We start from the raw sequence: 21090 nt of genomic DNA, 5'->3' as shown, positions 1-21090 counted from the left end.
ATGAGACGTTATTTGTCTACGGTGGCAGCTCGCATTCAGCCTACTAAATTCGCCAGCATTCTTGTAATTTGGAGTATTACTCTCTTATATGTACTATTTCAGGGCGGTAAAACTGCATTTATGTTGTTTATTATGGTCTCTGTACTTATTGCATATCTGATTGCTGGAGGTTTGGGAGGCGTTCGGCGGGCTAAGGGTGTTCGCAGTTTTTATGCCGAACAGGATAAGGGAGATTTGCTCTCTGCCGGTGGGTATCTTCGTGTAGGTCTGAAGGTCACAATCCCGGGGATTTTGCCTTTACCTTATGTAGTTGTTAGGGAAGTTCTGAAACGGCATAATGGCGAATCATGGGTATTTGAAGAAAGTCTGATTCCCAGCCTCAGAGGACTTGGGGAACTGCGGTTTCAGACACCAGTTCTGGAACGGGGCACTTACACATTTTCAGATACGGATATCATCAGCCAAGATATTTTCGGCCTTGTCGAGCATAAAGGTACTTTTTTGGCTGAAGGACAGTTTCAGGTGTTGCCTCGTGCAATCTATGTTCCGCGTTGGCAGTTATATGAAAGAAAATCCCGTCTTTCTGGGCCACAGACCTCTGTAGTTCAATCCCGTCGTGAGACTACCCAAATTAACGGTGTACGCGACTATGTATATGGCGACCGCTTAACACGTATTCATTGGAATGCAACGGCAAAGACAGGCTCGTGGAAGTCCAAAGAGTTCGAGCATGAGTCGATTCCCAAAACCATTCTAGTTCTGGACGGCTCTGCTTCTGCTTATATGAATTCGAATCAATTTGAACTCGCAGTCTCCGTTGCAGCCTCACTACTTGGATTCGGCATTCGAGAGCGAATTGGGATCGGTCTTTGCTGTTTGGATAAGACCACGAAGGTATTTGCACCTGTTGAAGGTGCTGCCGAGCGTCAGAAAATGATTCAATATTTGATCGATCTTAACGCCGAAGGGCACGGTCCACTCATTTCCCGTTTGGAAAAAGGTTACCGTATGTTCCCTAAAGGCTCATACTTCGTACTAATTAGTCCTCAACGTGGTCAGCCTGTACTGGATGCACTACGTTGGGCTGACAGCAGAGGGATGACTCCGTCGCACATTCATTTAGGAAATTCATCAGAAACGAATAGCAGCACAGATTGGACAGACGTTCTAAGATCACGGGGGATTACAGGCTACAGCATTAGCTCACTGCAAGAGCTTCCCATAGTATTAGGAGGGGAAGTCTGATATGAGAAACTGGTGGAATCAGATGAAATTCTCCTGGCACCGTTCTTTAGGTCTATTGTGGCTTTTGATTATAGCCCACCAGTGGGTCTCTTATACGGAGCCTATCTGGTTAAGACAGACAACTGCTGTTGTGTGGGCTGCATTAATAACAATCACTGTGATTGAAATCATAATTCCTGTAAAGGTTCAGATAAGGCTCTTTATTGAAGCGGCAGCTATTATTTATATCGTTTATCGGATACTTATCAATTATGGTATATACGTTACTGATCCTTGGGCAACAACCCTCCCGGACAGACTGCAGGATATTGCAGTTCATATGGTGCCCTATATCTGGTTTGCTCTCGGAGCCTCGGCCCTGCTGCTGTTGTCGTCTTGGTGGGCATCCTCAAAAAGACGTATTTTATGGTTTATAGGAATGAACATAGTGGCCTTGGCTGCCTTGGATTCCTTTACATCTATTGTTTTGTGGCAGGAAGTAGCCTGGACGGTATTTGCGGGGATGGGCTGGCTGGTCAGCCAGCATCTGAGAAGCTTCCAGCTTCATTATCCGCGTGGTTGGGTGCATCTGCTGAAATATCCCACGAAAATAGTCATTAATATTGCCATCGTCTTCTCTTTGGTCATCCTAATTGGAGTGAATATGCCTGGGGTAAGGCCTACCCTAACCGATCCTTATACCGCTTGGCAAGAATGGAATGGGATTGGGAAGTCTTCTGGGAAGGGCACAGTTGGGACCACGAAATCTGAGATGGGTTCTGTCTCCCCTACTAACAATACTTCGTCAGGCTACAGTCTGAATGATGATCAACTAGGTGGCGGCTTTACCTTCGATTATACACCGGTGATGACAGTGGTTTCTGATTTGCGTATTTATATGCGGGGAGAAACGCGCAGATTATATTCCGGAAGAGGTTGGGTCGATAGAGATCGGTTAAATCGGGGACCTCTAGAAGCGGTGGATGTAGGTGAAGCTTTAGAGAGCAGTGTGGGTTCTAAAGTAAATACACGAACACTGAAACAAACAGTAACCGTGCTTAATAATAATGAATTTCCCGTACTATTTGGCACTTATTCAGTATCTTCGGTGGATTCTTTAAATGGGGAAAAAGCTGGAGATGGACTCTCCTGGAGAAGCCGAGACAGCGAGCTGATCTGGGATGTGGATGGGAAGAAACTCGCTTATCCGTCTACTTTTGAGGTGACGTCTGAGGTTCCTGTAATTCCTGTTCAAGAATTGACAACAAAGACGTATGAGGAGCTATATAAAGGGAACGATTTGGAGAAAATGTTTCTTCAACTGCCTAACGATTTTCCTAAAAGAGTCAGGGAGCTGGCTGAGGAAATCACGGCTGAAGGAAAAACGCCGTATGAAAAAACAGCGCTTTTGCAACAATACTTACAACAAACCTTTCCATATACCAATAATCCAGATATATCACGTGTCACAAGCAACGATTTTGTAGAAGGGTTTTTGTTTGAGTTAAAGGAAGGTTACTGTGATTATTATTCTACGGCACTGGTTACTATGGCGCGCTCTCTGAACATCCCTGCACGATGGGTTAAGGGGTACGCACCTGGGGAACAGCCAGAAATCCCAATGAATCCGGCACAACAGCAATCCGGCACAGTGAATAATAACTATACAATTACCAATGCGGATTCCCACTCTTGGGCTGAGGTTTACTTTGGTGATTATGGTTGGATTCCAGTTGAAGCTACACCTGGATTTAATATTCCGCTTTTAACTCAGAGTGAGCAAACCCCTGAAGTCGAGCCAGAAGATCAAGAAGAGCAGGCAGAACCTACACCAGCGCCAGTGAATAATGCACAAGAAGATCAAGGGTTTCATGTAGGTCTATGGGTTGTTGTGGCAGCTGTAGTGGTGTTGCTGTCTTGGACGATTTTTATAGTTTGGCATAGACGCTTTAAGCTTCGCTTCTTCATGCAGCAGCTGCGCAATGGCCGGCCTTTAACGCCAGATCAGAAAGTAGTGGCGGAAACTGAGCGTTGGGTAAGGTATTTGCATCGCAAGGGAATGCTAAAAGAAGAGCACGAAACTTTACGTGAAGCCGTAGATCGCTGGAGTGGAGAACGGCCGGCAGTGGCTGATCATCTATACTCACTACTAACAATGTTCGAAAAGGCGAAATATAGCCCTGAGGTTATTGAAGACAAAGACTGGCAGAGCGTGTATACTGAAGCTTTGTGGGTGCGGAGAAAAATGAGATCCAAGAAATAACACTTTGCGTGAAAGTATAGCTACAGATTTATTTGCGATGCGCAAGGAGTATGTTATAGTTTTTTGTATGAAATCGAGGTGAACGTATTGTTTAAAATGTTAGTTCCCAAACTCCGGGTGAATACGGTATTCGATATTGCTCTGGACGAGCTGTATAGACAGGGATATCGCGGAATCATCACGGATCTGGATAACACACTGGTCGGTGCCAAAGCGCCTGTGGCTACTCCGGAGCTGTTGTTATGGTTCGAAAAGGTGAAGGAACTGGGCTTTAAGCTCATCATCGTATCTAACAATAACATGGAACGGGTGTCCCGCTTTGCAACACCGCTTAATATTGAATTTGTGCACCAGGCTCGTAAACCGAGTAATGCTCCTTTTCTCAAAGCGATGAAGCAGATGGAACTGCCCCCTGAACAAACGATTGTGGTGGGAGACCAAATGCTTACTGATGTATACGGCGGCAATCGCCTTGGCCTGTATACTGTTTTGGTACTGCCAATCTCCGTCAAGGACGAGGGGTTCGGCACAAGGTTTAATCGCCGGGTAGAGCGGGTTGCTCTGACACGGCTTCGCAAAAAAGGATTGTGGCACGAGGAGGATAAATAGTAATGAACGAACAAAGCGAAACACAGCGTCCTGAGAAGTGCAGCGGTTGCGGCATCAAGCTTCAGACGGATCATAAGGATCAACCAGGATACCTTCCGGAGGCTGCACTTGAACGGGACCCGGTGATTTGCCAACGCTGTTTCCGGATTAAAAATTATAATGAGGCTTCATCTGTTTCGGTGAATCAGGATGAATTTCTTCGCCTGCTGAGTGGAGTAGGAGAGAAGAATGCGCTTGTTATTCATATTGTCGATATCTTCGATTTCGAAGGCAGTCTGATTTCCGGCCTGCAGCGGTTTGTTGGCAATAACCCTGTTATTCTTGCAGTGAATAAATGTGACTTGCTGCCGAAGGTTACAAACTGGAACAAGTTGCGTAACTGGATGCAGCAGCGCTGTAAAGAGGAAGGCTTGCGGACGGCTGAAATCGTACTTTGCAGTGCGAAACGCAATCAAGGTTTTGACCGTTTGCTGGAAGCCGTAACGGAGTTGCGCGGTCAACGCGACGTATATGTAGTAGGTGCTACCAATGTGGGCAAATCCACGCTTATTAATCGTCTGATTTCGGACTATAGCGATTTAGAGCAGGAGTTAACGACTTCACGTTATCCTGGCACAACACTCGATACGGTCAAAATTCCACTGGATGACGGCCACTACATTATAGATACTCCAGGGATTGTGTATCCTTGGCGTTATAGTGAATTAGTTGAGCGTCAGGATCTGGATGCAGTTATGCCTGCCAATCCTTTGAAGCCAACAGTCTATCAGTTGAACGAAGGACAGACTCTTTTCTTCGGTGGACTGGGACGTTTTGATTTCGTACAAGGCCCGCATCAATCGTTCACTTGCTTTATTAGTGGTACTTTAAAAATCCATCGCACGAAGCTGGAACGCGCAGATTCCCTCTATCAGGATCATCGCGGTGAAATGCTGTCTCCACCGGGAAGTGACCGGATGGACAAGCTGCCACCTTGGCAGCGGCATGAGTTCCGGATTAACCGGGGCAGCAGAACCGATCTGTACATTTCGGGTCTGGGCTGGATTAAGGTTAATGGGACTGAAGGTGCAGTAGTGGCCATTCACGTTCCGCGTGGTGTGAAGGTGCTTACCCGCCCTTCGATGATTTAACGAGGGAGGATAATCTATTGTCTACAACTGCAGTCGAAGGCTACAATAGCGGTAATATTCTCCTCGGTGTAATGGGAGATCCTATTATACAATCCAAATCTCCAATTATGCATGAAGCAGCGCTGCAAGCGCTGGAAATTCCGGGTGCTTATGTACCGCTTCACATCCGCCCGGAGAAGCTGGGCGATGCGGTGCAAGCGATCCGTACGCTTGGTTTCCGTGGTGTGAATGTGACGATTCCGCATAAGGTTGCGGTGATGCAATATTTGGATGTATTAGACGAGAGTGCAGTAGCTGTTGGTGCAGTCAATACGATTGTTAATGATAGCGGAGTGCTCACCGGATATAATACGGATGGGATCGGTTATGTGCGTTCACTCAAAGCGGAAGCTATTTCTGATTTGTCTGGTGTGAAGATTATGGTTATCGGGGCCGGTGGAGCAGCAAGAGGAATTGTTGCCGCACTACTTCAGGAGAAGCCTTCTTCAATCATTATTGCTAATCGCAGTGTTGATAAGGCAGAGGACTTGGCGACACAGTGCCGGAGCCAAGGGAATGTCATCGGGGTTAGCATGAACGAAGTAGCAGAAATGCTAAGTGGTGTAGACGTGCTGATCAATACTACCTCCGTAGGTATGTATCCTCATATGGATGAGACACCGATAGATCCTGGACTGCTTCGTGAAGGAATGGTCGTAAGCGATCTGATTTATAATCCGCTGCGTACGCGGCTATTGTTGGAAGGACTCGAACGGGGCTGTACGATTCATGGAGGCCTTGGTATGTTTGTCTATCAGGGAGCTTATGCACTGGAGTATTGGACAGGGCAGCCTGCACCTACGGAAATCATGCGGCAGACCATTGTCGATTGTTTGGGTGGAAATGAGTAAGAAATGGATTCATCAAGTTAGGGTAATAATAGGTAATAATATATGTTAATTAAGGAGTTATTCATTTATGTTAACTGGTAAACAAACACGGTATCTTCGTTCATTGGCGCACCATCTCGATCCTATTTTTCAAGTGGGCAAAGGTGGAGTAAATGATCACCTCGTACGCCATATTGAAGAAGCTATTGAGAAGCGCGAGCTTATGAAGATTAGTATACTGAGCAATAATATTGAGAATCCCAAGGAAATCGGTGCTGCTCTGGCTGAACAATCGGGTTCTGAGCTTGTGCAAGTGATCGGTAAGACTGTCGTTCTGTACAAAGAATCACGTGATAACAAAACCATTGAGCTGCCGCGTTAATAGCTGTAAGTATACCTTACCGAGGAGGTCGTCCTCTTGAAAGTTGGAATTATGGGAGGTACCTTTGATCCTCTTCATATCGGTCATATGATGGCAGCGGAAGCCGCAAGAGATACTTATGGGCTGCAAGAGGTATGGTTTATGCCTTCACATATTCCGCCTCACAAACATGAGGCGGGTGTATCTGGAGAAGACCGACTAGCCATGGTGCAGGAAGCGGTGAAGAATCACGAAGCTTTTTGCACATTAGATTGGGAAGTTGTCAGAGGTGGCGTCTCCTATACCTATGAGACCATAAGACGTCTGCAAGAGGAGTATCCGCATTTCGATCTATATTTCATCATTGGAGCGGATATGGTCCAGTATTTGCCGAAATGGAACGAGATTGAAGAACTGGTGCAACGGCTTACATTTATTGGTGTGGGTCGTCCGGGAACACCTCTTGATCTGGATGCATTGCCAGACTTTATAGCAAAAAAGGTATTGCTTGCAGATATGCCACTGGTTGATATTTCGTCAACGATGTTAAGAGAACGGGCGGCAGCAGGTAAATCTATTCGTTATATGGTTCCAGAGGCAGTGTTCGATTATGTTCAAAGGAGTGGATTGTATGGCATACAGCCGCGAAGCGCTGATTGAGGCGGTCTCCGCACAGATGCCTGATAAGCGCTGGAAGCATACACTCGGCGTGATGGAGACATCTATTCAACTGGCGAAGCAATATGGTGCTGACCCTGAGCGTGCAGAGACAGCAGCAATTCTGCATGATGTGGCCAAGTATTGGCCAGTTGAGCGTATGAAGGAGATCATTGAACAAAATCAATTAAATTTGGATCTTCTGGTGTATGACAAGCAGATGTGGCATTCGGAAGTAGGCGCCTTTGTAGCTGAGAAAGACTATGGGATTACGGATCCAGATATTATCAATGCGATTCGTTTCCATACCTCAGGCCGTGAAGACATGAGTTTACTTGAAAAGATCGTCTGCCTAGCTGACTACATCGAGCCTGGGCGTGATTTTCCCGGGGTTGATAAAATACGCGAGAAGGCACAAGTAAGTTTGGAAGAAGGATTAGTCGCTGGGTTCGATTCTACGATTAGTTTGTTACTGGAGAAACGCCGGGTGATTTTCCCCTTAACGGTACTGGCGCGTAATGATTTAGTTAGAATATTGGAGGATAAAATATGAGTGTACAACCAAGCAAGCTGTTAGAACTGGCCCTTAAGGCTGTTGAAGATAAAAAAGCAATGAACGTCGTGGCACTAGATCTACGTAATGTTTCACCAATCAGTGATTACTTTATCGTATGTCACGGTAACTCGGATATTCAGGTACAGGCGATCGCTACCGAAGTCCGTAAAGTGGTTCATGAAGCAGGCGGAGTGATCAAAGGGATTGAAGGCATGGATTCAGCACGCTGGGTGCTGATGGATCTTGGCGATGTTATCGTTCATATATTCCACCGCGATGAGCGTGAATATTACAATATCGAGCGTCTGTGGTCCGATGCCAAGGTTGTGGAGACTGTATGAGCCTGATTGCAGGAACTACGGTTACACTTCATGTAGAGCGGGAAGTTTCCCCATACGGATTTTTTCTGAATGCTGGAGACCAAGATGTTATGCTGCATTATACGGAGCTGACAGAGAAGGTAAAAGCCGGCGATAAAGTTGAAGTTTTCATTTTCTTTGATACCGAGGACCGTCTTGCGGCAACTATGAAAAAACCATTTCTTACGCTGGGCGAGATGGCGTTATTGGAAGTGGCTGATATTCATCCGCGTCTGGGCTGCTTTTTGGAAATGGGTCTTGGACGTCAGCTGCTGCTGCCTATCCGTGAGCTTCCAGAGCTTCCAGAGCTGCGTCCGCAGGTTGGGGACTATGTGTTTGCGATCATGGAGCATGATAAACAGGGGCGTCTGCGTGCTAAGCTGGCCGGAGAACAGGAGCTTGCTCCTCTAGCTCTGCCTGCACCTGAATCTTGGATGGGACAGACTGTAACAGCCCGAGTGTATAAGCCGCTGCAAATGGGTACTTTTGTACTTGTGGATGCGGGTGTGTTAGGCTTTGGAATTATCGGTATGGTCCATTCATCGGAGCGGAGCCGTCTGCTGCGTCTTGGTGAGCAGTTTGAAGCACGTGTCTCTCATATCCGTGAGGATGGACGCGTTAACCTTTCTATGGGTCTTCGTAAAGAAGTGGGGATGGATGTAGATTCTGCCGCACTTTTGGAGTTCTTAAATGCTCGTCCAGGTGGAGCAATGCCTTATTCCGATGCTACGCCGCCAGATATTATCAAACAACGATTCGGAATCAGCAAATCCGCCTTCAAGCGTGCACTTGGGAAGCTGATGAAGGAAGGCCATATTACTCAAAAAGAGAATTGGACTTATCTTGTTGCTAAGGATAATGAAGACGGAACAACCGAAGTGCAAGAAGAAACGACGGATTAAGTTCACGATTCAATAGACGGAATTTATAAAATGTTGTTATAGAAAGCGGTGTAATTGTGTCTTCCTATGGGAAATTTGCTTATGTATACGATGAGCTTATGGCAGATATGCCGTATCCAGATTGGATATCCTTTGCTGAAGCCGCATGGAGTAAATACGGCAAACCGTTAACTGTAGCCGAGCTTGGCTGCGGAACAGGAAGTATTACAATTCCTTTGGCGGGTTCAGGATATCATATGACCGGAATCGATTTATCTTCTGATATGCTCTCAGTGGCACAGCGCAAAATGGAGGAGCATCCCCAGGGACGGCGTTTTTTGCGCGAAGGCAGTGTTCGTTGGATTAGGCAAAACATGAAGGAATGGGAGCTTCCGGAGCTGGTGGATTCTGTAATTTCCTTTTGTGATTGTCTGAATTATGTGTTGGAAGAGGATGACATCAGCGCTGTTTTTGCCAGTACCTATGCAGGGTTAAAGCAAGGCGGAACCTTCCTGTTCGATGTGCATCATCCAAACACACTAATTCGTTATGAAGAAGAACAGCCCTTTATTCTGGACGAGCCATCTGTTTCTTATATTTGGACTTGTGAGATGGATGTTCCACGCCGCGAAATTGAACATCATTTGTCCATTTTTGCCCGTGAAGACGGACATAGCGATCGCTATCGCCGATTCGAAGAGACCCATATTCAGCGTGCCTACGATCCTAACTGGATGAAGGAAGAGCTGCTTAAGGCTGGGTTTAGTGATGTGAAGATCTACGCCGATTTCGAGTGGGTAGAGGCAGAAGATGATGCTGAACGATTATTTTATGTAGCTATAAAATAATTATTCAAATCCTAAGAGGGGCTGTCCCATAAGCTATGAAAATAGCTGCTGGGACAGCCCCTTTTTTTGACTTTAGCTTATTGATGGGGGAAGCGAGTGGAATGCTGCTGTTGGAAGCACATTGGTTGACGCTGCTGGAAACAAGTAGGTTCCCGCTCTCGAATGCTCATGCATTACCGCCGGCGTGAGTGTGTTGGTTTTCACTATCGAATGCTCATGCATCACCGCTGTCGTGAGTGTGTGGATTCCTGCTCTCGAATGCTCATGCATCACCCTTTGCGGAAGTGTGTGGGTTTTGACTACCCAACACACATGCATGCACAACTACCATCAGATATACGCATTTGTAGTAGCTATCGGACCCAGCTGACCTTATACGCAGCACTTTCCAATATTTTGGGTGCTATCGGACTCCATTGCAGCTATTGGCTTGAAATACGTCCAATATTGGTCATTTTCCAATGGATAGCGTCACTGGAGTCCGAAAACATGCTCCAAGAGCTAAAAATATGCAAATAACGTCATCTGGGTCCGTAGCCACGTGAGATACCTGAGATACGTGAGATACGTAAGCTACGTGAGATGATGGAGACAAGGTTGGAGCAACCAGCCAGCGCTCCAAACATAAACAGCGCTTCTCCGATATCAGGAGAAGCGCTGTTTTTTTATGACGTCATCCGTTGGAGCAGCTTGTAATTGCGCCAACATAAGAAATACAAAATCAACCGGGCAGTGTTCATACCACCCGGCATCTTCCAATCCTTACCGATGCTCAAACAGATCAATGGCACCCAATACGACATGAGCCAGACCAAATCCAAGTACGCCTGTTGCTGCCATCTTATACTTGCTTCCAAGAAAAGCGGCGCTAGAAGCGGTTACGACGGTTCCAAGAACAGCGGGAATTAGACCTTCACGCATTCGAAACACTCCTTCTCGGTGGTTTGGGAGACAAAGTTATTATGGTTCAATATCGAAAAAATATACGAAGCACAAAAAGACCCTAGATCAGCCTTAACTGAATCTAGGGTCTTCTTATTTAAATCAGGGTTGGTTACTCTGCTATTATAACAGCGTTACGAGGAAGGCCCTCTCCAACTTCATGTACATCATATAACACACGTGCCAGTAGGTCCTGGCTATAATTGCCGAAATGTTTTCCGTAAATCGTGAGTCCACGTTTGTTTGTAGGCTTGTCGGTTACTGCGATACGGAATGTGAGTTCACTTTTGTAATCCAATTGGATATCATCAAGGGTCACATCAGAAATCCGACAGCCATCAATAAAGCTGCCTTCATTATTGATACGGATCAGCTTCAGCATACCGTATTGGTTTAGGTGCGGAGGCCACCAATCGGGGTTAAATGTTCCCCGGGTATCTCCGAAATCGCCAGGGCTAGTCCAGAATCCGATTTCAATTCCATTTAAATAGAAATAAAGGTCGGACGGATAGTTATCGTTAGACCCAGGAGCTTCAGAGCCGATCTCCATCGAGAACTGAATTTCGCGGAACGTTTGGTTGGCTTTAAGGTAGTTCGGAATTCTATATTCGAGGAACCCTTCAGCCATCCAAATAATTTCGGATTCAATTCGCTGCGGATCTGCAAAATAACGCGGCTCGTCGAAATCCCCGATGATGCTGTCTTTGGTAGCCAGTCCACAAGTTGGAACAGCCTGATAGTTACTGTAATGACCTACTTGAATTTCCACTTCGTAAAGATTATCAACATCCTTGCTGCGAAGGTCAACAATAAGCTTGTCTTTATTTAAGTAGCAGACCTTTTGAATACCGTGTTTACCCACTGACGTGTTTATCTCAATGAGACCGCTTTCTTCTAACTTTTTAATATGCATGGTGATGGCGCCGTTGCTGAGGTTTAGTTTCTTGGCAATTTCATTCAGGTTCAAGGCTTGATTGGTGGCCAGGAGCTCTAAAATGAGGATTCTAATTTCTGAGCTTAGTGCCTTAAAAATTTCTAATCCACTCATTAAATCTTTAATATAGATCATTTTATCAATACCTTCTTCCGATTACGTCATAAATTATACTATTTTATAAAATTATAAACTAATAAGGCATATAAATAAAGTATACTTCCTTATTTTGTAGAATGTACGAATATAAGAGGGGTTTTTGGCGTGATTTTTATTTGATTTAGTAAAATTTAAATGAATGAAGAATTAATCTAAAGAAAAAGGCTGTTATTTCGCCATAATTCATTTATTCTGAGTTTAATTTCATATAAATATAAAAAGGTTTATAGAAATATATTTACAAGGCTTTTTATATATGTTATTTTATATTGTAAGCGAATACATATTTTTTCATTTTAAATTTAATATTTATTGCTACTCAAGCTGTTGCTATTTCTGAGGTGATAATCTAATGGTAAAAAAAACAACAGATCTTGTCTTTCCAAGTTCCCCGGGGAACATGCCAATGTATGATTTATCAGTGATTGATATCGAGTCTTTATGGACGATTCACAACACACATGATCCAGGCATTATTAAAACAGATGAGGGTTACTATGTTTTTTCTACCGACATAAGAGTTGGAGGAGAATTACGTCCAGGCGTAATGGTTCGGAAATCACAGGATCTTATCCATTGGGAATGGGTTCATTATGCGCTGCCGGGAATTCCCCAAGTTGCGAAGGAATGGGCAGGGGCTACTAATTTATGGGCACCCGATGTGGTGAAATATGGTGATCAGTACCGAATGTATTACTCGGCCTCCTCTTTCGGAAGTAGACAATCGCTAATCGGACTTCAAACTTCATCTTCTATTGAGGGACCTTGGACCGACGAAGGTGTAGTGATTCAGACGCGTGCTGAAGATTCACTGAATGCAATTGATGCCAATGTGCTTACCGATGCAGATGGACGAATGTGGATGGTGTATGGTTCTTTTTTTGGTGGAATTCATATCATTGAGCTGAATACGCAAACGGGCAAACCGAAGCAAGAAGGTTTTGGTACGCTGATCGCTAAACGGGATAATACCATTAAAGATGGAGCAGTTGAAGGACCGTACATAGTGTATAACGAGCAATTCAAAAAATACTATTTGTTCGTCTCCTATGACTCCCTGTTTGAGGATTATAACGTTCGTGTCGCTCGTGCAGATACTATTACCGGCCCATATGTGGATTATAACGGACGAGATATGACTGATAGTGTGCATCAACCCCGATATGAGGTCGGCAATAAAATACTGGGTGGCTATCGCTTTGGACAAGATCCAGGTTGGATTGCTCCCGGTCATAACTCAGTTCTTCATGAGGATGGGAGCTATTATATAGTTCATCATGCACGTGGTGAAATCGATAAACATTGGTCCTATTTACAGGTTCGTCGAATTCTGTGGACAGAGGATGGTTGGCCTGTTGTATCTCCAGAACGGTATGCGGGTGAAGTCGAACAGGATATTCCAGAACAGCTAATCGCAGGACAGTGGGAATGGATTGTAATGGACCCCTCAGCGGATGGCCAGATTCAGTCTGCCGTCATAAGTCTATCCTCTGACTTTAAGCTGGAAGGTGCGAATGGAAAGGGAAGCTGGTCTTTTGATGGATGCAGAGTCCTGACCTTGGTCTGGAATGATGTTGTCGAGGGTAGAGGCCGGATAGAGAAGGTGCAATTGCTTCCGTCATGGGATTGGGAGAAAGAAACTCAGACCCTTGTATTTACTGGATTAAATGAAAACGGAATTTCCATCTGGGGTAAGCAAAAGAATGGAGAAGAGAATAGATGACTACGATCAAGCTACATGCAGGTAAAGGAATTAATAAGATCAGCAAATATCTATATGGTCATTTTGCTGAGCATTTGGGCAGATGTATCTATGATGGGATCTATGTGGGGGAAGATTCACCGATTCCGAACACCAAGGGCTTCCGCAATGACATCCTAGCAGCACTCAGAAAAGTTAATATTCCTGTCCTTCGTTGGCCGGGGGGCTGTTTTGCCGATGAGTATCATTGGAAGGATGGCGTCGGTCCAAAAGAAACCCGTAAGCGGATGGTGAATACCCACTGGGGCGGTGTTGTCGAGAATAATCATTTTGGGACGCATGAATTTTTTGAATTATGTGAGTTGCTGGATTGTGAACCGTATATTTGCGGGAATGTTGGCAGTGGCACTGTTCAGGAGATGTCGGAGTGGGTTGAATATATGACCTTTGAAGGCGAATCACCGATGGCGGACTGGCGTCGTGAAAATGGGCGTGAAGAGCCGTGGAAATTGAAGTATTTTGGTGTAGGTAATGAGAACTGGGGCTGCGGCGGCAATATGCGTCCAGAATATTATGCAGATTTGTACAGACGTTACCAGACATATGTGCGCAATTATGGTGAAAATCAGATCTATAGAATCGCTGGTGGCGCCAACGTTGATGATTATAATTGGACGGAAGTGTTAATGCGCGAAGCTGGACGGTTTATGGATGGTCTCAGTCTTCATTCGTATACGATTCCTGGAAGCTGGGAAGAGAAACGTTACGCTTTAGGTTTTGACGAAGCCGAATGGTTTGAGACTATGCAAAAAACCTTGCATATGGATGAATTAATTACTAAACATTCAGCGGTTATGGATAAATATGACCCGGATAAGCGGGTTGGAATGATTATAGATGAGTGGGGAACCTGGTTCTTAAATGAACCTGGTACGAATCCAGGGTTCCTGTATCAGCAGAATACACTCAGAGATGCATTGGTAGCAGGGGTAACGCTGAATATTTTCCAAAAGCATAGCAGTCGTGTGCAAATGGCGAATTTGGCTCAAGTGGTCAATGTACTGCAGGCTCTTATCCTGACGGAGGGCGACAAGATGATTCTAACGCCTACCTATCATGTATTTGAAATGTACAAAGAGCATCAGGATAATGAACTGCTTGAAGTTACTATTGAGAGCCCTGATTATACGTTTGGGGAGCTTACAATTCCACAGATTAGCGTTTCTGCATCTCGTGATACGAATGGAAAAGTCTATGTTTCACTCTGTAACCTGAGCCATAATGACAGCGCATTGCTAAGTATTGGTATTGAAGAGGTTACCTTTAGCAAAGTGACAGGTCAGATTTTAACGCATTCCGTGCTGGGAGCGCACAATACGTTTGCGGCACCGGATACAGTTACTCCTGTAGCTTTTGAGGGTGCGTCTTTATTAGGTGAAAAGCTGAGCTGCGAGCTTCCACCTGCTTCCGTGGTAGTCTTGACTCTGGAATAACATCATGTCAGAGAACCAAGAAAAAAACCGTCGCTGCAAAAGCTGTGATGAGAACATGAGAATAAGCCCAAAAAAACTGGAGCGTTTAATAGAAATAGCCACTAAAGAAAGACCTTTAGCGCCGGAGGGGCAATATTTGCTGCGTATTGAACATTGCCGAGATTGCTCTGGCCTGCAATTTGGTAGCACTTGCCGTTATTGTGGCTGTCTCGTAGAGGTAAGAACAAGATTGCAGGACTCTACTTGCCCTTATCCCTCGGCACCTCGCTGGTAGTTACTAAGTTTTTAAAAAGGACGTGAAAATCATCAAACAAAATTTGTTAGCTGCTACGCCCCCGATGGGCTGGAATAGTTGGGATTGTTACGGAGCCAGTGTAAATGAAGAAGAAGTAAGAGGCAACGCAGAATATATGGCTACCCATTTGGAGGACTTTGGTTGGGAATATGTAGTTGTGGATATTCAGTGGTATGAGCCTGGGGCGAATTCTTCGCAGTATCGCAACTTTGTACCGCTGGTTATGGATGAGTACTCCAGACTTCAACCTGCTGAGAACCGGTTTCCTTCCGCAGCGGGAGGCAAAGGGTTCGCGCCACTCGCTGAATATGTACATGGATTGGGTTTGAAATTCGGCATACACATTATGCGCGGAATCCCGCGTCAGGCTGCTCATGCGGCCAGTGCCATTCTAGGATCTGAGCAAACCGCACGCGATGTGGCTCACCCAAATTCTATTTGTCCATGGAATACAGACATGTATGGAGTAGATGCTTCAAAAGAAGGCAGTCAGGCGTATTATGACTCGCTGTTCCAGTTGTATGCCAGTTGGGGTGTGGATTATGTGAAAGTGGATGATATTGCCGCTTCTCGCATTTATGGATATCACAAAGAAGAAGTTGCTATGATCCGTAAGGCTATTGACCGCAGCGGTCGCAAGATGGTGCTCAGTCTTTCGCCTGGACCTGCTCCAGTGGAAGAGGCTGAACACTTAACCGGACACGCTAACCTTTGGAGAATGACCGATGACTACTGGGATCATTGGCATTTGCTGCGCGGGATGTTTGAGCGCTGTGAGAAATGGGCTCCTTATGTGCAGCCGGGCCATTGGCCGGATTGTGACATGCTGCCGTTAGGTCATCTGGGCATTCGTTCTGTAGATGGCGGGGGAGACCGGTTCACGCGGTTTACTCATGACGAGCAGGTCACCATGATGACACTTTGGAGTATTTTCCGCTCCCCGTTAATGTTTGGAGGAGAACTTCGGGACAATGATGATTGGACATTATCTTTATTGACCAATAAGGAAGTGCTTCATCTGCATCGTTATGGTAAAGGCGGCAGACAGGTAGCGCTAAATGAGGAGCATGCGATCTGGACATCTGAGGATGAACAAGGTAACCATTATGTAGCTTTGTTTAATCTTAGCGATGAAGCCTTAACGCTACAGGTGTCGTTCGAGCAGCTTAAGGTTTCAATTCCTAGTACTATACGTGATCTATGGCAAAGCCGCGATTTGGAAGTGGTTAACGAAGGTATTTCTCAAACTCTTCCACAGCATGGTTCTGTATTGTTAAAGTTTAAATAGAGGAGAGAGATTATGAATACGAGTGTAGAATATAAAAATCCATTGGTGGAGCAACGTGCTGATCCATGGGTATATAAACATACAGATGGTTATTACTACTTCATTGCTTCTGTCCCAGAATACGACCGGATCGAAGTGCGGAGAGCATCAACTATCGAGGGATTGGCTGCTGCAGAACCGGTTGTAGCTTGGCGTAAATATGAGACGGGTCCGCTCAGTGCAAATATTTGGGCACCAGAGCTCCATTATATTGACGGGAAATGGTACATTTACTTTGCGGCGGCGCGTACTACGGAGACTAAGGATGGATTATTCGATCACCGTATGTTTGCTCTTGAGAATGAATCTGCTAATCCTTTAGAAGGAACATGGGTAGAAAAAGGCCAGGTAAAAACCGCCTGGGAATCCTTTGCATTGGATGCAACCACCTTCCAACACAAAGGGAAATTGTATTATGTATGGGCACAGAAGGATCTGAATATTGAGGGGAATTCTAATCTGTATATTTCGGAAATGAGTAATCCATGGACGCTAACCGGTCCGCAGACCATGATTGCTACTCCTGAATATGACTGGGAGATTATTGGATACAAGGTAAACGAAGGAGCTGCAGTGCTTAAACGTAACGGCCGTATCTTTATCAGCTTCTCGGCTAGCGCTACGGACTTCAATTACTGCATGGGACTTTTGGTTGCAGATGAGGACAGCGACCTGCTGGATGCCACTTCATGGACAAAACTGCCGGAACCGGTATTTCAGACCAATGAAGAGAATGGACAATATGGGCCGGGTCATAACAGCTTTACTGTAAATGAAAATGGGGAAGATGTACTCATCTACCACTGCCGCAATTATAAAGAAATTACCGGCGATCCACTGTACGATCCGAACCGTCATACTCGTGCTCAAGTCTTCTATTGGAATGAAGATGGTACGCCGAATTTTGGGGTTCCCGTTAAGGATGCTGCTAAACAATAATTCGTTGAGTATATAAAAAAGAGGGTTACTCATAAGCCATGTACATGGCTGCTGAGTAACTCTCTTTCTTATGTTGCACCTTAAGGTATATATTGTTGAACGATAGAAGTAATTACGCCATCCTGAATGGTGATGTGATACGGGAACTGGCTCAAGTCGATGACATCCGTTTTATTAAATTGATCCATAAATTGCTGTAAGGTGATGGACTCATTCCAGTTGATATCCAAGTCATCCATATTGCCATTGTGATCAAAAATTTGCATCGTCACTGTGGCGTTATCCGCAATCGGATAAGTTGTCAGAGTATCGACATCATTTACAATATAATAACTGTCTGGAGCTCCGCCTATTTCTGCTGCAGCTTCTGGATCTCTTTCAGCAAAGATTCGATCGGCATCAGCACCCTGATACCAGTTTATTTCATCGGTCGTACCGGAGAGCTTGCCATGGTCGGATTCAATAGTATGAAAGTAAACTGTTTGATGCTGGGTCTTGTCACTATCTTGCGCATCTACCCGTGTTCCAACGGTACTTGCAGAAGTAATGAGGGAAAGAAACAACAGAACAACAACCGGTAACACATACGCTGACTTTTTCTTAAACATTATTAATCTCCCCCTTGAGATATGTAAGACGTTGTATAAAACTGTATAAAACTTATTACCCGCTCTGTTTTTTCTTAAACGGGTTTTATATTACTCTTTACGTGAGAAGAGCAGTTTTTGTTGCATTTTTTTAAAAGTTTTTTTAAAAAGCAATGAGAAGTCACGAGTTCCCTAAAATGAATAGTAAAAGCTTGTCTCCTCGGGCATATTAAAATATCAAAACATGCAGATTAGGGGGAGCAGCGAATGGGCGGAATACTACGGATTTATAGGAACGATTGGCGTAACTTATTCAGAGTTCCTGTGGCCGTATTGCTGGTTGCCGCTTTGGTGGTATTGCCCTCCGTGTATGATTGGGTGAACGTTGCGTCAGTATGGGATCCTTATAGCAATACTTCTGGCATTAAAATTGCTGTTACCAGCTTAGATGAAGGTACTAAGGTGCAGGAGAAGGATTTTAATATCGGCAATGAGGTCATGGAAAGTCTTCGGAGCAATAAAAACTTGGGCTGGACCTTTGTAGATGCAGAGACTGCACATAATGGTGTCAAACGCGGAGACTACTATGCCAGTATTGTTATCCCTGCTAATTTCTCCAAACGAATGACTGGAATTCTTGAAGGAACGATTGTGAAGCCGGAGATCGAATATACCGTCAATGAAAAAATAAATGCGATTGCTCCTAAAATCACGGATAAAGGTGCCACTTCAATCACCACACAGATCAGTGAGAATTTCACGGAAACGATTAGTGAGACGGTATTTACTGTTTTAAGTCAAATCGATAAGGAATTTCAATCTGAATTGCCCATTATACGCAAGGTAGAAAAAGGATTGTTTAAATTAGAGGCGAGTCTGCCAGAAATTGAAACCGCAGGTAAACGAGTATTGAAAATCCAGGAAAATTGGCCGCAGATTCATGCCTCAGCAGAGCGTATTTCCACATTGGAGAATAAGCTGCCAGAGGTGGAAAAAGCGGGTGAGGCTTTAGAGAAAATTGCTGAGCATTGGCCGCAAATCGCGAGTACCTTAGAACATTTAGGGGGGCTACAGGACAAGCTGCCCAAGATTGAAGAAGCGGCACAGCTAATCGTTCAACTTGATAACCATTATGGTGAAGTTGAACAGATCATGGCTCAGGCCTCGCAAGGTCTTACGGAAGCGCATAAAATCGTTAATGCTGCCTTAACAGCACTGCCTGAGGCAGAAAAGATTGCTTCAGCCGGAAATGATTTTGTTCTGGAGCTTCAACAATTTTTGGAGAAGAGCAGTGCTGCATTTGAAGCTGTTCCAGCAGCTATCAAACAGAATCTTAATCTCCTACAGCAAACGGAGAACTCGGTGGTCAAGCTTGCTGAACAGTTAAAGGGAGAGGATAACGAGCCGCAAGCTGTACGTGAGCAGTTGGAGTTACTCTCAGCACAGTTGGCTGCAGGAAGCAGCGTGATTGAACACACACTTTCTATGTTAAATGCATTGAACACATTTTCACCTGAAACAGTGCCTATTGCTGATCTTGCAGCATTGAAAGGTGTAGACAGTGTTTTGAACAGTCAGAAGTCCTTGGTAAATGCTATGACGGCTGACCTTCAGAATAAGGATAACGCTGATTCCAGTGCAATTAACCCATTGTTCCTAAAGTCTGGTCTTGGGAAGCTGGCAATTGCGAAGCTTATCTCAGGGTATGATTCGTCGACTATCCCTGCCATAAAAAATACACTGGAGCAAATAACTTCGGCGGCAGATGTCACAGCCACCGCATTGCAGCAGGTGCCAGATCGCTTACCCGCGCTGGGTACCCTGCTGGAAGAGACAATGTCGGCGATTGAGTTCGGGCAGACAAGCTTAGCTAGTCTGCAGCAGGATTTGCCAGCTATACGCGAAGCGGTCCACACAGCAGCCAGTGGGGTTGCCGATCAGACCCAGGGCTTTGGTGCTTTCATCCGAGATACACTTCCGCTATTGGAGAGCAGCTTACCTACTGCAGGGGAAAAGATACAACAAGCTGCGAATTTCGTGCGTCAGGATCTGCCTACCGTAGAAGAGCGGGTTCATCAGGTCTCGGAGTTGATTCGTACAGGACTCCCCCGTGCGGATAAAGGAGTGGCGCTTGCCGCAGATTTGGTGAGAAATGATCTTCCAGTACTGGAAGACTCGATTCGAAAAGCCGCCTCCACGATCCGCCAAATTAAAGAGGAGATTGATCTGGGGGAAATTGCGCAACTGCTCGGAGGAGATATTAAGAGCAAAAGTGATTTTTTGGCCAATCCGGTAGTGTTAAAAGAGAATAAGTTATATCCCATTCCGAATTACGGCTCAGCAATGACTCCTTTTTATGTTGTACTTTCCTTATGGGTCGGAGGCACACTGCTTGTCTCTCTTCTCCGCACAGGTGTGGATACGGGAGGCCTAACGTACAAAAGATATCAATTGTATTTTGGCCGCCTGCTGACCTTCCTTACGGTGGGAATTCTTCAGGGACTGGTGGCTGTCCTTGGCAACATTTTTATTCTGCACTGTTACGTGGTGAATAAGGTGTGGTTTGTACTTTTTGGAGTGTTAATCAGCATCGTGTTCGTAACCATTGTATTTACCCTTGTCGCTGTATTTGGCAACCTGGGAAAAGGGATAGCGATCGTATTTATGGTGCTTCAATTCTCTAGCTCTGGCGGTACATTTCCGATTAGTACGACTGGGCGTTTTTTTCAAATATTAAATCCGTATATGCCGTTTACCTATGCAATTAGTCTGATGCGGGAGGCGGTTGGGGGAATTCTGCCGGAAGTGGCGATTCGTGATGTAATTTATCTGATTATCTTCGGTGTGCTGGCATTCTTGCTGGCATTACTCCTCAAGAAACCACTGGAGCCGTTTATCCATAAGGCATCTGAACAAGCCGAAGAGTCCAAATTGATTTCCTAAAGAAAAAGAGGA

At 45.1% G+C, this 21090-nt stretch carries 21 protein-coding genes; 18 read left to right on the top strand and 3 right to left on the bottom strand.

Translation table 11 applies throughout. From position 1 onward, the window contains the following. The 12 genes from MHH60_RS05160 (at window position 1) to MHH60_RS05105 (ending at window position 9945) form a co-directional block, all read left to right on the top strand. The gene (locus MHH60_RS05160) at window positions 1–1245 is read left to right on the top strand and encodes a DUF58 domain-containing protein (RefSeq protein ID WP_076138323.1); all 1245 of its coding nucleotides are present in this window, start codon (window positions 1–3) and stop codon (window positions 1243–1245) included. A 1-nt stretch (window position 1246) separates the two neighbouring features. Next, complete coding sequence (locus tag MHH60_RS05155; protein WP_076138322.1) at window positions 1247–3487, top strand: transglutaminase domain-containing protein; 2241 nt, start codon at window positions 1247–1249, stop codon at window positions 3485–3487. A gap of 87 nt (window positions 3488–3574) precedes the next feature. Beyond that, window positions 3575–4096: a YqeG family HAD IIIA-type phosphatase gene (locus MHH60_RS05150; RefSeq protein WP_076138338.1), complete on the top strand. Its 522-nt coding sequence runs from the start codon at window positions 3575–3577 to the stop codon at window positions 4094–4096. Window positions 4097–4098: 2 nt separating this feature from the next. After that, complete coding sequence (yqeH, locus tag MHH60_RS05145) at window positions 4099–5226, top strand: ribosome biogenesis GTPase YqeH (RefSeq protein WP_076138321.1); 1128 nt, start codon at window positions 4099–4101, stop codon at window positions 5224–5226. A 17-nt stretch (window positions 5227–5243) separates the two neighbouring features. Continuing rightward, window positions 5244–6116 (top strand): shikimate dehydrogenase, encoded by an 873-nt coding sequence (aroE, locus tag MHH60_RS05140; RefSeq protein ID WP_076138320.1) that lies wholly within the window; start codon window positions 5244–5246, stop codon window positions 6114–6116. 67 nt (window positions 6117–6183) lie between these two features. Further along, window positions 6184–6477 (top strand): ribosome assembly RNA-binding protein YhbY, encoded by a 294-nt coding sequence (gene yhbY / locus MHH60_RS05135; RefSeq protein ID WP_036675703.1) that lies wholly within the window; start codon window positions 6184–6186, stop codon window positions 6475–6477. Between the two features lie 36 nt (window positions 6478–6513). Continuing rightward, window positions 6514–7116: a nicotinate-nucleotide adenylyltransferase gene (locus MHH60_RS05130; protein ID WP_076138319.1), complete on the top strand. Its 603-nt coding sequence runs from the start codon at window positions 6514–6516 to the stop codon at window positions 7114–7116. Further along, on the top strand, window positions 7088–7666 hold the full coding sequence (yqeK, locus tag MHH60_RS05125; RefSeq protein ID WP_076125176.1) for a bis(5'-nucleosyl)-tetraphosphatase (symmetrical) YqeK: 579 nt from the start codon (window positions 7088–7090) through the stop codon (window positions 7664–7666). The genes MHH60_RS05130 and yqeK overlap by 29 nt, the downstream gene beginning before the upstream one ends. After that, window positions 7663–8010 carry a ribosome silencing factor gene (rsfS, locus tag MHH60_RS05120; RefSeq protein ID WP_036675699.1) on the top strand — a complete coding sequence of 116 codons (348 nt, stop codon included), beginning with the start codon at window positions 7663–7665 and terminating at the stop codon, window positions 8008–8010. The genes yqeK and rsfS overlap by 4 nt, the downstream gene beginning before the upstream one ends. Further along, the gene (locus tag MHH60_RS05115; RefSeq protein WP_076138318.1) at window positions 8007–8930 is read left to right on the top strand and encodes a CvfB family protein; all 924 of its coding nucleotides are present in this window, start codon (window positions 8007–8009) and stop codon (window positions 8928–8930) included. The genes rsfS and MHH60_RS05115 overlap by 4 nt, the downstream gene beginning before the upstream one ends. A gap of 56 nt (window positions 8931–8986) precedes the next feature. After that, on the top strand, window positions 8987–9757 hold the full coding sequence (locus tag MHH60_RS05110) for a class I SAM-dependent DNA methyltransferase (protein WP_038569469.1): 771 nt from the start codon (window positions 8987–8989) through the stop codon (window positions 9755–9757). 35 nt (window positions 9758–9792) lie between these two features. Further along, window positions 9793–9945: a hypothetical protein gene (locus MHH60_RS05105; RefSeq protein ID WP_162636701.1), complete on the top strand. Its 153-nt coding sequence runs from the start codon at window positions 9793–9795 to the stop codon at window positions 9943–9945. Window positions 9946–10519: 574 nt separating this feature from the next. On the opposite strand, the gene MHH60_RS05100 is transcribed toward MHH60_RS05105, so the two are convergent. Both MHH60_RS05100 and MHH60_RS05095 read right to left on the bottom strand, forming a co-directional pair. Beyond that, window positions 10520–10678, bottom strand: a complete 159-nt coding sequence (locus MHH60_RS05100) for a hypothetical protein (RefSeq protein WP_036675694.1) — start codon at window positions 10676–10678, stop codon at window positions 10520–10522. A gap of 133 nt (window positions 10679–10811) precedes the next feature. Then, window positions 10812–11768 carry an ArsR/SmtB family transcription factor gene (locus tag MHH60_RS05095; RefSeq protein WP_036675692.1) on the bottom strand — a complete coding sequence of 319 codons (957 nt, stop codon included), beginning with the start codon at window positions 11766–11768 and terminating at the stop codon, window positions 10812–10814. A gap of 376 nt (window positions 11769–12144) precedes the next feature. On the opposite strand from MHH60_RS05095, the gene MHH60_RS05090 reads away from it, so the two are divergent. The 5 genes from MHH60_RS05090 to MHH60_RS05070 are packed head-to-tail and all read left to right on the top strand — an operon-like array spanning window position 12145 to window position 17548. Next, complete coding sequence (locus tag MHH60_RS05090; RefSeq protein WP_076138316.1) at window positions 12145–13515, top strand: arabinan endo-1,5-alpha-L-arabinosidase; 1371 nt, start codon at window positions 12145–12147, stop codon at window positions 13513–13515. After that, the gene (locus MHH60_RS05085) at window positions 13512–14987 is read left to right on the top strand and encodes an alpha-N-arabinofuranosidase (protein ID WP_076138314.1); all 1476 of its coding nucleotides are present in this window, start codon (window positions 13512–13514) and stop codon (window positions 14985–14987) included. The genes MHH60_RS05090 and MHH60_RS05085 overlap by 4 nt, the downstream gene beginning before the upstream one ends. A 4-nt stretch (window positions 14988–14991) precedes the next feature. Then, a complete protein-coding gene (locus MHH60_RS05080; RefSeq protein WP_076138313.1) occupies window positions 14992–15261 on the top strand; it encodes a DUF6171 family protein in 270 nt (89 codons plus the stop codon). A gap of 31 nt (window positions 15262–15292) precedes the next feature. Further along, window positions 15293–16570 carry a glycoside hydrolase family 27 protein gene (locus tag MHH60_RS05075; RefSeq protein WP_076138337.1) on the top strand — a complete coding sequence of 426 codons (1278 nt, stop codon included), beginning with the start codon at window positions 15293–15295 and terminating at the stop codon, window positions 16568–16570. Window positions 16571–16582: 12 nt separating this feature from the next. After that, entirely contained in the window at window positions 16583–17548 is a 966-nt protein-coding gene (locus tag MHH60_RS05070; RefSeq protein WP_076138312.1) for a glycoside hydrolase family 43 protein, read from the top strand. An 80-nt stretch (window positions 17549–17628) separates the two neighbouring features. On the opposite strand, the gene MHH60_RS05065 is transcribed toward MHH60_RS05070, so the two are convergent. Beyond that, on the bottom strand, window positions 17629–18156 hold the full coding sequence (locus MHH60_RS05065) for a hypothetical protein (protein ID WP_076138311.1): 528 nt from the start codon (window positions 18154–18156) through the stop codon (window positions 17629–17631). Between the two features lie 246 nt (window positions 18157–18402). On the opposite strand from MHH60_RS05065, the gene MHH60_RS05060 reads away from it, so the two are divergent. Continuing rightward, a complete protein-coding gene (locus tag MHH60_RS05060; protein ID WP_076138310.1) occupies window positions 18403–21078 on the top strand; it encodes a YhgE/Pip domain-containing protein in 2676 nt (891 codons plus the stop codon). The last annotated feature ends 12 nt before the right edge of the window (window positions 21079–21090 follow it).

It is taken from the genome of Paenibacillus sp. FSL H7-0716 (assembly GCF_038002705.1).
GTDB lineage: Bacteria > Bacillota > Bacilli > Paenibacillales > Paenibacillaceae > Paenibacillus_AQ > Paenibacillus_AQ odorifer.
This window is presented reverse-complemented; position numbering and strand designations above follow the sequence as displayed.